Genomic DNA, 12800 nt, shown 5'->3' with positions numbered 1-12800 from the left:
GCCTGGCCCCGGACCAGGCCTTCGGGCGGGTGCGGGTGAACTTTGCGGCGTCTCGCATCGCGGGACGACGGCGACCGGACCTCGGCCGCCCGGACGACGCAGAGGGCCCGGCCGCGTGCGCCACGACGTGGCGTGCGGCCGGGCCCTCCGTCGTGGGCACCAGCGCTCGGGACGAGCAGCTGCGCGGTCAGCCCGCGGCGGCGTCGTCGGCCGGCGTCTCGCGTTCCTCGTGTTGGGACCCGTACGTGTCGGTCACGCTCCGGTGCATGAGCGTGGTCCGGCGAGGGTTGGCGATGGAGTGGTACTGGGCGTCGTCGGCGTCCGTCATGGGTCCTCCTCCGGTGCAGGCTTACGGCTACGCTGCACGTGGTTCACCCGCTGGTCTGCGGATCATCCATCCTCGTTGATACCGAGTCGCGCGTCGACTGAAGCAGCTGTGACGTCGGCCTCACCGCGCCGTCAGATCCGCACCCGGTACGTCGTGGGGAAGAGCTGGAACCGCCCTGCCACCAGCCCCCACAGCCCGCGCGGCGCGAGAAGCACCACGGCCACCGCCACCACGCCGAGCACCACCAGGTACCAGGTGCCCAGCGGCGCGAGGGCCTGCTGCAGCACCCAGTAGAGGACGGCCCCCACGATCGGGCCCTCGATGGTGCCGATGCCACCGACCACGACGATGAAGATCATCGCCGCCGTCCAGTTCACGGAGTAGATCGACCCCGGGGTGACGCCGAGCGTGCTCAGCGCGATCAGCGCGCCCGCGAGGGCGGCCCCGGCCGACCCCGCGACGTAGACGATGCGGCGGCCCCGGTCCACGGCCACGCCCAGGCTGCTCGCCGCGACGCGGTCGTCGCGGATCGCCGTGAGCCCGAGTCCCACGCGGGACCGCATGAGCAGGTAGGTCCCGAGCACGACGGCGACCACGAGCGCCAGCGCGAACCAGTACACGAAGGCCACGCGGACGACCCGGTCGGTGCCGCGGAACGCGCTCAGGGACAGCCCGCCGCCGCCCCCGAGGCCGTCGATCTGCATCGTGACGAGGCGGAACACCTCGGCCACCACCCAGGTGCCGATCGCGAAGTATCCGCCCGCGAGGCGGAACACCAGGTAGCTCGTGGGCAGGGCGAGCGCGGCGCCCACGAGGCCGGCCGCCAGGACGGCGGCCCACGGCGGGGCGCCGACGACGTCGGCGAGCTGGATCAGGGCGTACCCGCCCACGCCCACGTACGCCTGCTGGCCCACGCTCACCATGCCGCCGTACCCGGCGAGCAGGTTCCAGGTGGTACCGAGTATCACGAGGGCGAAGAGCATGACCAGGCTGGACAGCGCCCCGAGGGTCACGACGTAGGGGACGACGGCGGCGAGGAGCACGACGACGAGCAGGAGCACCCCGCCCCCGATCAGGGAGCCGCGGCCGCCCCGCGTGATCGTCGGCACCACGGCCGTGTCCGGCGCGCTCATGCCGGCACGCTCCTCGGCAGCAGGCCGCCGGGCCGGACCACCAGCACGGCGAGGAAGACGAGGTGCCCGGCGAGCACCCCGGACTGCGGGTCGATCTGGGCGCCGACGGTCTGCGCGACACCCAGCACGATGCCGCCCAGGAGCGTGCCCCACAGCGACCCGAGCCCGCCGATGATCACCGCCTCGAACGCGAACAGCAGCACGAGGTCGCCGTAGCCCGGCGAGAACTGCGTGCTCATGCCGACGAACACGCCCGCGAGCGCCAGCGTGGCGAACGCGAGGGCCGTCGCCACGGCGTAGGTGTGCCTCGGGTCGACGCCGTACATCGCGGCGGCCCCGGCGTCGTCGGCGACCGCGCGCATGGCGCGGCCCATGGCCGTGCGCGCCAGGAAGACCTGGACCCCGGCGATCACGGCGGCAGCCACGACCAGGGTGATCAGCGGCAGCAGGCCCACCGAGAGCGGGCCGAGCGGCACGCCCGCCGAGGCGAGGTCGCCCGTGGGGATCGTGCGGGTGTCCGCGCTGAACACCTCCTGGAGCAGGCTGGTCAGTGCCACGGCGACGCCGAACGACACCAGCAGCGGCGCGAGGTCGCCCGCGCCGCCCGCGCCTCGCGCGCGGCCGTCGGCGCCGCCCCGCACCTGCGCGAGGGCCGGGTTGAACAGCCCGCGCTGCACCGCGTACCCGAGCGCCGCGAACACCGGCACCACCACGGCGACCGCGAGCCACAGGGGCAGGCCCTGCTGGACCAGGACCAGCGACAGGTAGGCGGCGAGCACCGCGAGCACACCGTGCGCCAGGTTGACGATGCGCATCACGCCGAAGATCAGCGAGAGGCCGCAGGCCAGCAGGGCGTACTGCCCGCCGAGCAGCACGCCCTGCACGCCGGCGTTGAGCCAGTCCATCAGACCTCCGTGGGTCTCGGGGCGGGGGTCGGGGTGGGGCCGGGCGCGGGGGTCGGGCCGGGGGCGATGCCGAAGTAGGCGTCCGCCACGGTCTCGCGGTCCAGGCCCGCGGCGGGGGCCTCCAGCACGGTGCGCCCACCCAGGAGGCACTGGACGCGGTCGGCCACGCGCAGCGCCTGGTCCAGGTCCTGCTCGACGACGAGGGCCGTGGTGCCCTCCGTCGTGATGCGGCGGACGGCGTCGTAGATCCGGGTGACGACGGACGGCGCGAGCCCGAGCGACACCTCGTCGAGCAGCAGCACGCGCGGGTTGGTCAGGAGGGCCCGGCCGATCGCGACGGCCTGCTGCTGCCCACCGGACAGCACGCCGGCGCGCCGGTCCCGCAGCTCGGCGACGTGCGGGAACACGTCGTACACGGCGCGCAGGTCCCACGGCCCGGGCCGCCGCGGGTAGCGGCCCACGAGCAGGTTCTCCTCGACGGTGAGCGACGGGAACAGGCGCCGCCCCTCCGGCACGAGCGCGATGCCGCGCCGCACCCGCCGGTGCGCGGGCACCCGCGTGACCGGGGCGCCGTCGAGCAGCACGGTGCCCGCCGTGGGCAGGTGGGTGCCCGCGAGCGCCGCGAGCAGCGTGGACTTGCCGGCGCCGTTGGCGCCCAGCACGGCGAGCGTCTCCCCCTCGGCGAGGGTCAGCCCGACGCCGTCGACGGCGAGCAGGTCGCCGTACCGGACCTCCAGGCCGGTGACCTCCAGGACGCTCATGCCGGCTCTCCCGGCAGAGCGGCGGGCACCGAGTCGACGGTGGAGCCCAGGTACACCTCGACCACCTGCGGGCTGCGGATCACCTCGTGCGGGTCGCCCTGCGCGATCACCTCGCCGGCGGCGAGGCACAGCAGGCGGTCCACGACGTCGAGCAGCGCGTGCAGCACGTGCTCGATCCAGACCACGGCGACGCCGTCGTCCCGCAGGCGGCGGACGAGGTCCACGACCTGCGGCAGCTCGCGGTCGGTGAGACCGCCCGCGATCTCGTCCAGCAGGAGCAGGCGCGGCCCGGTCGCGAGGGCCCGCGCGACCTCCAGCCGCTTGCGGTCCAGCAGGCGCAGGCTGCCCGACGGCGTGTCGGCCGCCCCGGTCAGGTCCGTCACCTCGAGCGCGTGCCAGGCCCGGGCGCGGGTGTCGGCGGCCGCGCCGCGCGCGCCGGCGCCGCCGTGCCGTCGTCCGGCGAAGGAGGCCCCGACCAGCACGTTCTCGTACACGGTCAGCCCCGCGAAGGGGCGCGGCACCTGGTACGAGCGGGCGACGCCCCGGTCGGCACGAGCCGCCGCGCCGAGCCGGGTGACGTCCTGGCCGTCCAGCGTCACGGTCCCGGCGTCGGCCCGCAGGGTGCCCGCGACGACGTCGAGCAGGGTGGTCTTCCCCGCGCCGTTCGGGCCGACGAGGCCCAGGGCCTCGCCGGCCGACACCTCGAACGACACGTCGCGGGCCGTGACCACCCGGCCGAAACGCTTGGCGACGCCGGTCACCTGGAGCAGGGGTTCGGTCACCGGAGCGGCTCGACCTCGCCGCCCGTCGGGATCTCCGGGGCCAGCGTGTTGGAGACCACCACGAGCTCGTAGGGGTTCTTGCCCTCGTCCGCGCCGTCGGCCAGGCGCCACTGGCCGCCGACCAGCGGGGTCTTGGCCACGTAGGGCGGCACGCTGTCGTCGACGCCCCAGGCGATGTCGCCCACCACGGTGGAGACCTCCAGCGTGGAGAGGGCCTCGGTGATCGCCTCCGGCTCGGTGGAGCCGGCCTCCTGGACGGCGGCGACCGTGATCTCGAACAGGGCCTCGGCGAACCCGAGGGGCTGCGTCCACTGCTTGCCCGTATCCGTCTCGTACTGGTCGGCCAGCTCCTGCGCGGTCTGCCCGGTCAGCGACGAGGTGAACGGCGCCGTCGGGTGCCACCAGACCTCGGAGGTGAGGCCGTCGCCCGCGTTGCCGAGCGCCTCGACCGACGACGGGAACAGCAGGGCCTTGCCGATCGTCGCCACCTTGGGCCGGTAGCCCTGCTGGCCGGCCTGCTGCCAGAACGTGGTGAAGTCCGGCGGGATCGGCACACCGACCAGGATGTCGTGGCCCTCGAACGCGGAGAGCTGCGCCGAGAAGTCCTGGGTGCCGTTCGGGTACAGGCCGGGGTCGTCGATCGTGACGCCGGTGTCCTGCGTGAGGGCCGGGAAGTTGGCGCTCCACGCCTGCCCGTCCGGGTCGTTCGGGAACAGGCCGGCCGCCTTCTGGTTGGTGTCCACCTGGCTCCAGATGTCCGCGTACACCGCGGACACGTCCTCCAGGCCCCAGAACGCGTGGTAGCTGTACCTGAGGTCGGCGGGCTGGTCACCCTCCCGGATCGCGAACGGCTGCCAGGGCGCGACCGTCGAGATGCACGGGACGGAGTTGGCCTCGCACTGCTCCGAGACAGGGTTGGTGATGTCCGGCGTGGACGACGTGAGCACCAGGTCGACGCCGTCGCCGTTGATCAGCTCGGCCGCCACCTCGCCCGCGCGGGCGGAGTCGGACTGCGAGTCCTTCACGATGATCTCGACGGACTGCTCGGTGCCGTCGACGGTGACCGGGTTGTCGGCGAACCACTGCTCCATGGACTCGATCACGTAGGTGTTGGCCTCGCCGAACGGCGCCGACGAGCCCGTCTCGGTCGAGACGAAGCCGATCTTCAGGACGTCGTCGTCCCCGCCGCCGCCGACCGTGCCGCCGCCCACGTCGCCGCAGCCCGTCAGGGCGCCCGCCAGCGCTGCCGTCGACGCGCACACCACCAGCGTCCGCGTGTTCAGGAACCGTCCGTTGCCAACCATCGTCGTCACTCCAAGTCTGTCGTCGAGCCTCTGGTTGTCAGACCCACAGGTCACCGGGGTGACCTGTGCGTCTGACACGGGATTGCGGCTTGCCGGTGGTGCTTGGTGCTGGTGGTTCCGGTGGTGCGGGTGGTGCGGTCGCGTGGGTGGGTCAGTCGGCCGGGGCGAGGACGACGTCGAAGCGGGTGCGGGCCCACGTGCCGTCGACCGCGCGGCCGTCGGGCGTCGGCGTGCCCGCGGGCTGCTCCTCGAAGTCCATGACGAGCGAGTCCTTGACGCCGAACACCGAGTCCGACGCGAGCAGCTCGTCGCCGCGCACGAAGATGTGGGTCACGAGCGTGCGCAGCCCGGGCGCCGTCACCATGAAGTGCAGGTGTGCGGCGCGCAGGGGCGAGCGGCCCGACGCCGCGAGCAGCGCGCCGACCGGCCCGTCGTGCGGGATCGGGTACGGCGTGGGCGTGACGCCCCAGAAGCGGTACCCGCCGTCGTCGGCCGAGTAGAGGTGCGCGCGGCCCGCGGTGCGCTCGTCGCCGTACTGGACGTCGTAGAAGCCGTCCTCGTCCGCCTCCCACACCTCGATGCGTGCGCCGGGCACAGGGCGGCCCGCCGTGTCGGTGACCGTGCCCTCGACCCAGCAGGGCTGCCCGGTCGCGCCGCCCGCGATGTCGCCGCCGTTCTCGATGCGCGGCGCGTCGTCCACGAAGAACGGGCCGAAGACCGTGGCCTCCGTCGCGTTCTGGTACGCCGCGTTGTTGATGGCGATGGTCTGCATGGAGGCGCCCAGGACGTCGGACAGCAGGATGAACTCCTGCCGTTTGTCGTCGGTGATGTGCCCCGCGGCGGTGAGGAACTCGATCCCCCGGTTCCACTCGTCCTCGGTGAGCCGCACCTCACGCAGGAACGCGTGCAGGTGCCGGGTCAGGGACTGCAGGACGGCCGTCAGCCGCGCGTCGTCGGCGCCCGCGAAGGACGCCGCGACCCGGTCGACCAGCTCCTGCTCGCGTGCGGACTGCTCGGCGTCCGGCTCAGTCATCCTGACAGCTCCGTCCGAGGACCGACCGCAGGGCGTCGCCCAGCGCTCCCGCCGGGTCGTCGGCCAGGGTCTGGGCGCGCCACGCCACGTGCGCGTCGGGGCGCACCAGGATCGCGCCCGACTCCTCGACGCCGCGCATCTTCGCCCAGTCGTAGTAGGTGTCGATGACCTCGCGGCCCGGCCCGATGACGACGGCCTCCAGCGGCACGCCGAGCTCCTCGGCGACCTTCGCGGCGGCGTCGGCCCAGGCCTCACCCGCGATGCCGGTCACCAGCGTGAACTGCCCGTACGGGACCAGGTCGTGCGTCGAGCGCTTGTGCCCGTCGACGTCGGCCACCCAGACGTGCGGGAAGCGCGCGCCCGGGACCGTGGACTGCTTGTAGTACAGCTCGGGGTCGCGCTCGTCCACAGGCTGAGGAGAACCGTCGGGGACGACCGCCGCCGACGTGTAGAACTGGCCCATGTCCACGCCGTGCGCGTTGAACTCGTAGTGCTTGAGGTCCATCGCCTCCACGAGCGCCGCGCGCTTGGCCGCACCGGCCGGGGTGTTCGCCTTGCGCTCGTCGATCGCGGCCTGCATCGCCTCCGGCGTCTCGGCGTCCAGGACCCCGAGCACCTCCATGAACCGGAACTCGCCGCCCGACTTGTTGGCGCGCAGCACGATCTGCTCGGCGACGGGCGCACGCTCGGCCGAGTAGGTCTCCAGCAGCGACGGATCCGCCTGGCCGTTCAGCACGGCCGCGATCTTCCACGCCAGGTTGTACGAGTCCTGGACCGAGGTGTTCGAGCCCAGGCCGTTGCTCGGCGGGTGCCGGTGCACCGCGTCGCCCGCACAGAAGACGCGCCCCTGCTGGAGGTGCGTCGCGTACATCTGGTTGTTGCCCCACAGCGAGTAGCCCGTGATCTCGACGTCCAGGTCCTCGACGCCCACGAGCTGGCGCACGATCTCGGTCGCCGCGGCGTCGTCGAGCTGCGGCGGCTCGCCGGCGATGTCGTAGCCCCAGACGATGAGCCACTCGTTCCACGGCCGGACCATGCGGACCAGGCCCGCGCCGATGCCGCCGACGTCGGAGCCAGGCTGCAGCACCCAGTACAGGACGGACGGGCGGTGCCCCACGAGGTGCGTGAGGTCGGCCTTGAACGTGATGTTCATGGAGCCGGCGATGTCCATCGCGCCCTCCATGGGCAGGCCGATGTCCGCGGCCACCTGGGAGCGGGCGCCGTCGCCGCCGATCAGGTACTTGGAGCGGATCGTGTACTCGGTGCCGGTGACGCGGTCGAGCACGCGGGTGCTCACGCCGTCGGCGTCCTGCGTGTGGCCCAGGTACTCCGTCGAGAACCGCGACTGGGTGCCGCGCTGGGTCGCGTTCTTCACCAGGATCGGCTCGAGGTACGTCTGCGGGATGTCGACCGTGAGCGACGGCGAGGCCAGCCGTGCGTCCGCCTCGCGGGCCGGGTGGGTCTCCCAGGTGAGGATGCGGCCGATCTCCTCGCCCGCGATCGTCGTGCAGAAGACCGTGTCGCCCACGAGCTCGTGCGGCGTCGCGTCCGCGAGCACCTGGTCCTCGATGCCCAGGTCGCGGAAGATCTCGATGGTCCGCTGGTTGGTGATGTGCGCGCGGGGCGTGTTCGCGGTCCAGCGGTACTTGGTGATCATGATGTTGCTGATCCCCAGGCTGGACAGGAAGAGCGCCGCGGACGCGCCGGCCGGGCCGGAGCCCACGACCAGCACGTCGGTCTCGACCACCGTGCCGTGCCCCTCCGGTGTCGCGCCGGTGGCGGTGCTGGGCAGTGCGGTCTCGGTCTGACCGTCGTCGAACTCAGGCATGCGCACAGGGTGTCGCGCGCTCCGACCTGGGAAAAGGGTCGGCCATGAAAGTCGGCGGAAATCATCAAGACGGGGTGCGTGCTCAGCGGCGCGCGGCGAGCGCGTACCTCCGGGCCTCGGACGGCGACATGCCCGCCTGCTCGCGGAAGACGCGCGAGAACTGCGCGGCCGACGAGAAGCCGCAGCGCCGGCCGATCGCCTCGACGGTCTGCTCCGCGTACGACGGCATGCGCAGCATCCGGCTCGCCATCTCCACGCGCCGCCGCGCGACCAGGCGCGGCACGCTCGTGCCGTGCTCGGCGAGCACCCGCGAGAGCTGCCGCTCGCTCAGGCCGATCGCGTCGGCGATGCGGCGGGCCGACATGGTCGGGTCGCGCAGCCACTGCCGCACGTACCGCTCGGCCGCGGCGAAGTGCGCGCCCGCGGCCTGCGCCCCGGGCACCTCCGGCCGGACCAGCACGGCGGTGACGAGGTCGAGCACGGCAGCCTCGTCGGCCGAGCCGTCGCCGGCGGGACCCACGGCACGGGCGACCAGCTCGGCGAGCGCCGCGGCGTGGGCGTTGCCGCCCGCCGCCGGAGAGGGCGTGCCGAACTCGATCACCTGCGCGGTGCGCGGCATGGTGCCGCCCGCCGAGCGGAACACGTCGTACGGCACCTTGACCGCCAGCTCCTCCAGCCCCTGGGAGAAGCCGCGCAGGAAAGGCCGGTCGGCGTCGCACACCAGGAGCTGGCCGGGCCGCAGCCGGCGGACGCCGTCGTCGTGATAGAAGAACGCCTCGCCCCGGAGCGTGAAGTAGAGGGCCACGGACTCCGTGGGGCGCGTGCGGACCGTGCGGGCCGTGCGCTCCACGGCGTGCGGGTTGGCCTCGACGTGCGCCAGGTGCAGCCGGTCGAGCTGGAGGTTCGCCTCGGAGGCCTCCAGCGCCGAGTCGTCCTCGAGCATGCGGCACTGCAACGCCACCAGGGCGTCGGCGTTGTGCTCCTCCCACAGCTCGATCCGCCGCGCCGCGGGCAGGCCTCGCGTGGAGAAGCGGTCGACGGCGCCGCGCGACGCCGGTGTGGCACGACTCACGGGCCCCACAGTAGGTGCAGCGCCCGGCGCGCACCAGGATTCCTCACCCTCGACCGGCGTGTTGTCCGTGGCGTGTTCGCCCAGGTCAGAGCCGCTGGCGGCGGACAGGGGTGCGCTCGGCCGCCGGACGCAGGATGCTCGTCCCATGTCCGACGACACGTTGCCGACCCAGCCCGCCGCGGCCCGGCCCCCCGCCCTGCGGCCCACGCGCGACCCGCAGCTCGTGCTGCTCCGGCACGGCGAGACCGAGTGGAGCGCGAGCGGGCAGCACACCGGGCGCACCGACCTGCCGCTCACGGCGGCCGGCGAGGCGCAGGCCCGGTCCGCGGGGGCGACCCTGGCCGCCTACGACTTCGCGGCCGTCTTCACGTCCCCGCGGACCCGGGCGCGGCGGACGGCGGAGCTCGCGGGACACCCCGGCGCCGTCGTCGACGAGGACCTCGCCGAGTGGGACTACGGGCCGGTCGACGGCCGCACCTCGCGCGACGTCTCGGAGATCCTGGGGCGCGACTTCCAGATCTTCGACGACGGCGTCCGGGTGCTGCCGCCGTCCGCCGAGCACGGCGACGGTCGCCCGGGCGAGACGCTGGACCAGGTCGCCGTACGCGCTGCGCGGGTCATCGCCCGGGCCGAGCTGGTGCTGGCGGGGGCGGGGCCGGGGCCGGAGAGCGGCGGTGACGTGCTGCTCGTGGCGCACGGGCACCTGCTGCGGGTGCTCGCCACGGTGTGGCTCGGCGTCGACCCGCGGCTCGGGGCCCGGTTCGAGCTCGGCACCGCCGCCGTCTGCCTGCTGGGGTACGGGCACAGCCTGCGCACGATCGAGGGATGGAACCTGGCCGCCCAATAGATCCAACCAGTAGATCCAAAAGGCGCAGTAAGGCAGTATTCGCGGCATGAGGGAAGAGCACCTCGCCGAGGGCGAGACCATCGTGTTGCAGCTCCGCACTCACCCGAAGAAGGTCGTCAAGCCGATCCTGCTGCTCCTGCTGCTGATCGTGATCCTGATCGCCGTCTGGGTGCTGCCGCTGCCGGTCGACCCGATCGTGCTGTGGTTCGCGACGGCGATCCTCGTGGTGCTCGGCCTGGCCGCCTCCGCGGGTCCGTTCCTGCGCTGGCGCACCACGCGCTACATCATCACCAACCAGCGCGTCGCGCTGCGCACCGGCATCCTGACGCAGACCGGCCGGGACATCCCGCTCTACCGGATCAACAACGTCACGTTCGAGAAGCAGCTCAGCGACCGGATCTTCGGCTGCGGCACGCTCGTGATCTCCGACGGCACGGACCAGCCCGGCATGGTGCTCGACGACGTGCCCGACGTCGAGCAGGTGCAGCGCACCCTCCAGGACCTGGTCCGCCAGGGCAAGCTCCTCAGCGACGACTGACGCCGCCCCCCTCGTTGAGTGCTGGGTATTTGCGCTCTTCTGTGTGCCAGGAGCGCAGATATCCAGCACTCAACTGGGTGGGGGGTTGATCAGGTCGGCCAGGTCCGTGCCCGCGCGGAGCAGCGCGACCGTGCGGGTCGCGATCTGGTCGAGGCGGCGGTCCAGGATCTGCCCGGCCCGCGCGATCCCCTCGTCCGCGCCCGGGAGTTCGTCGGCGCCGGGGAGGCGGCGCAGCATCACGACGACGTCGCGGACGGCGGGGACGCCGTAGCCGCTGGCGCGCAGCGCCGCCACGATGCGTGCCTCGTTGACGGCGGCCGGCCCGTACTGCCGGGCGCGCAGCGACGTCACGCGCTCCGGCGCAACGAGCCCCTCCTGCTCCCAGAACCGGAGCGTGGACGTGCGCACCCCGAGGGCGGCGGCGAGCTGCGTGATCGTCAGGACGTCGGCGGGGTCGGCTGATGCCGGGTCGGCCGGTGCGGCGCCGCCCGCGGGGGCAGCCTCGGGTCGCTCGCTCTCGATCGCCTCCCGCTGGATGGCGCCGAGCACCGACCGTGCCCGGAGGGCCTCGTCGCGGTCCCGGGCCAGCCGGACGTGCACGGCACCGATCGCGGCGGCGGCGTCGGCCACGCTCCCGGTGAGCGCCTCGGCGAGCAGGCGGCGCGCGTCGACCGGACCTGCCGCGCTCGCCAGCCCCCGGTACGCGCGCAGCGCCCGGACGTGCACCGGGCCGTACGACCGGTAGCCGTTGGCCCCACGGGTGGCCGCCGGGATGACGCCGAGCCGCTCCAGATCGCGGACCTGCTGCACGGACCAGCCCGACTCCCGCGCGACGTCGGCGGTGCGGAGCGGCCGCGGTTCCTCGGGTGTCATGCGCTCAACCCCACAGAAGCACTTGAAGGTGATGCTTGAACCATGGACCTTCAGCACACTACCGGCCTGACCATCGAGCAGATCATCGACGCCGTCCGCGAGCTCGACGGCGCCCTCGTCGTCGCGCCCGCCGCCGGCGACCCTGACGTTCCCGACCTGGCCTGGGGCGACGCGTTCTTCTACTACGCCCCCGACGGCCAGATGCCCCGGAACGTGCAGCCGTACGGGACGATCGTCACCAAGAACTACCCGGACGACACCGCCTCCGACCTCGACCCCGCCGGACGCTGGCGGGTGAACATCCACGTCGGGCGGGCGCGGCAGGCAGGACTCACGGGAGCCGCGGATCCGGCCACGGCCGACGTCGTGCTGCCGCACCCCGTGTACGGGACGGCCGGCTGGGTGTCCGTCGTCAACCCCGGACCTACGACCGCCGACCTCGTGCTCGCCCTCCTGCGCGACGCGCACGACGCCGCACGCACCCGGTTCGAGCGTCGCCGCTGACGCCAGGGGCCGCGGCCGCGGAAAGGTCCGGGGGAAAGCTTGCGCAGCCGGGTGGGTAACGGAGAGGTAGCAGTGCTACGTCAGCGTTACCCGTCCGGCTGCGCATAGTTCACCCCGGAGGGCGGGAGGAGGAAGCAGGCGAACCGGGGCGGTACCCGTCAGTCGACGACGGCGCGGGCCGCGGCCTGCTCGCTGCGGCGGTGCATGTCGACACTGAGCCGGATCTCGCCCGCGGCGTGCGCGTTGAGCAGCCGCTGCGCGAGCTCCTCCAGGGTCTCGGGTTCGGCCGCGTCCGCGGCGGCCGAGTCCGCTCCGGCCGGACCGACTCCGGCCGCCGCGCGGGCGAGGCCGTACTGCGCGCCGAACCAGTCCGCGACGGTCACCCCGTGCAGGGGGTGGTGCACGACGTCGACGGTGTCGCCTGCGCCGAGCTCGCCGTTCTCGATCACGCGCAGGTAGGCACCCGTACGGTTGGCCTGCGTGAACCGGCGCACCCAGCGCTGCTCGCCGAGCCGCCGTCCGAAGGTCTGGCAGGGCGTGCGCGGCTGCGTGACCTCCAGCAGCGCCGAGCCGACCTGCCACCGCTCGCCGATCACCGCGCCGTTCACGTCGAGGCCGCTGACCCGCAGGTTCTCGCCGAACAGCCCGGGCGTGACCTCCCGGTCCAGCTCGGCGGACCAGTGGTCGGCATCCTCCTGGGCGTAGGCGTACACCGCCTGGTCGAGGCCGCCGTGGTTGGCGCGGTCGGCCTGCACGTCGGCGTAGAGGCCGTAGGGCCGCACCTTGACGCGACCCTCCACGGGACGCTTGTCGATCGCCGTGACCCCCACCGTGCCGGGGTCGGGGTGCAGGACGTAGACGCGACAGACCGCGAGGAGCTCAGCCATGCGCA

14 protein-coding genes are annotated in these 12800 nt (G+C 73.4%); 3 read left to right on the top strand and 11 right to left on the bottom strand.

Annotated features, from left to right (window positions below; translation table 11 throughout):
* Positions 1 to 187 precede the first annotated feature (187 nt).
* The 9 genes from ACZ7LE_RS28095 to ACZ7LE_RS28055 form a co-directional block, all read right to left on the bottom strand.
* Positions 188 to 328 carry a hypothetical protein gene (locus tag ACZ7LE_RS28095; RefSeq protein ID WP_377228178.1) on the bottom strand — a complete coding sequence of 47 codons (141 nt, stop codon included), beginning with the start codon at positions 326 to 328 and terminating at the stop codon, positions 188 to 190.
* Positions 329 to 459: 131 nt separating this feature from the next.
* Positions 460 to 1461 carry a branched-chain amino acid ABC transporter permease gene (locus tag ACZ7LE_RS28090; RefSeq protein ID WP_470406495.1) on the bottom strand — a complete coding sequence of 334 codons (1002 nt, stop codon included), beginning with the start codon at positions 1459 to 1461 and terminating at the stop codon, positions 460 to 462.
* Entirely contained in the window at positions 1458 to 2366 is a 909-nt protein-coding gene (locus ACZ7LE_RS28085) for a branched-chain amino acid ABC transporter permease (protein ID WP_470406494.1), read from the bottom strand. The genes ACZ7LE_RS28090 and ACZ7LE_RS28085 overlap by 4 nt, the downstream gene beginning before the upstream one ends.
* Entirely contained in the window at positions 2366 to 3127 is a 762-nt protein-coding gene (locus ACZ7LE_RS28080; protein WP_470406493.1) for an ABC transporter ATP-binding protein, read from the bottom strand. Before ACZ7LE_RS28080 ends, ACZ7LE_RS28085 begins: the two co-directional genes overlap by 1 nt.
* Complete coding sequence (locus tag ACZ7LE_RS28075; RefSeq protein ID WP_470406492.1) at positions 3124 to 3909, bottom strand: ABC transporter ATP-binding protein; 786 nt, start codon at positions 3907 to 3909, stop codon at positions 3124 to 3126. Before ACZ7LE_RS28075 ends, ACZ7LE_RS28080 begins: the two co-directional genes overlap by 4 nt.
* Positions 3906 to 5213 carry an ABC transporter substrate-binding protein gene (locus ACZ7LE_RS28070; protein ID WP_470406491.1) on the bottom strand — a complete coding sequence of 436 codons (1308 nt, stop codon included), beginning with the start codon at positions 5211 to 5213 and terminating at the stop codon, positions 3906 to 3908. Before ACZ7LE_RS28070 ends, ACZ7LE_RS28075 begins: the two co-directional genes overlap by 4 nt.
* A gap of 151 nt (positions 5214 to 5364) precedes the next feature.
* Positions 5365 to 6246 (bottom strand): dioxygenase family protein, encoded by an 882-nt coding sequence (locus ACZ7LE_RS28065; RefSeq protein WP_470406490.1) that lies wholly within the window; start codon positions 6244 to 6246, stop codon positions 5365 to 5367.
* Positions 6239 to 8074, bottom strand: coding sequence for an FAD-dependent oxidoreductase (locus ACZ7LE_RS28060; RefSeq protein WP_470406489.1), 1836 nt, complete (start codon positions 8072 to 8074; stop codon positions 6239 to 6241). Before ACZ7LE_RS28060 ends, ACZ7LE_RS28065 begins: the two co-directional genes overlap by 8 nt.
* A gap of 82 nt (positions 8075 to 8156) precedes the next feature.
* Positions 8157 to 9146, bottom strand: coding sequence for an AraC family transcriptional regulator (locus ACZ7LE_RS28055; protein ID WP_470406488.1), 990 nt, complete (start codon positions 9144 to 9146; stop codon positions 8157 to 8159).
* Positions 9147 to 9291: 145 nt separating this feature from the next.
* Between ACZ7LE_RS28055 and ACZ7LE_RS28050 the strand changes: the two genes are divergently transcribed.
* Positions 9292 to 9993 (top strand): histidine phosphatase family protein, encoded by a 702-nt coding sequence (locus ACZ7LE_RS28050; RefSeq protein WP_470406487.1) that lies wholly within the window; start codon positions 9292 to 9294, stop codon positions 9991 to 9993.
* A 46-nt stretch (positions 9994 to 10039) separates the two neighbouring features.
* Positions 10040 to 10531: a PH domain-containing protein gene (locus tag ACZ7LE_RS28045; protein ID WP_470406486.1), complete on the top strand. Its 492-nt coding sequence runs from the start codon at positions 10040 to 10042 to the stop codon at positions 10529 to 10531.
* 69 nt (positions 10532 to 10600) lie between these two features.
* On the opposite strand, the gene ACZ7LE_RS28040 is transcribed toward ACZ7LE_RS28045, so the two are convergent.
* Complete coding sequence (locus ACZ7LE_RS28040) at positions 10601 to 11404, bottom strand: MerR family transcriptional regulator (RefSeq protein WP_470406485.1); 804 nt, start codon at positions 11402 to 11404, stop codon at positions 10601 to 10603.
* A gap of 42 nt (positions 11405 to 11446) precedes the next feature.
* Here ACZ7LE_RS28040 and ACZ7LE_RS28035 point away from each other — a divergent pair, with 42 nt between their 5' ends.
* Positions 11447 to 11908: a DUF6194 family protein gene (locus ACZ7LE_RS28035; protein WP_470406484.1), complete on the top strand. Its 462-nt coding sequence runs from the start codon at positions 11447 to 11449 to the stop codon at positions 11906 to 11908.
* A 158-nt stretch (positions 11909 to 12066) separates the two neighbouring features.
* Here ACZ7LE_RS28035 and ACZ7LE_RS28030 read toward each other — a convergent pair whose 3' ends face one another.
* Positions 12067 to 12795 carry an MOSC domain-containing protein gene (locus ACZ7LE_RS28030; RefSeq protein WP_470406483.1) on the bottom strand — a complete coding sequence of 243 codons (729 nt, stop codon included), beginning with the start codon at positions 12793 to 12795 and terminating at the stop codon, positions 12067 to 12069.
* Positions 12796 to 12800: the final 5 nt, after the last annotated feature.

The sequence above is a fragment of the Promicromonospora sp. NPDC110617 genome, assembly GCF_055598465.1.
Note: the sequence above shows the minus strand (reverse complement) of the source record. Positions and strands in the feature narration are given on the sequence as shown.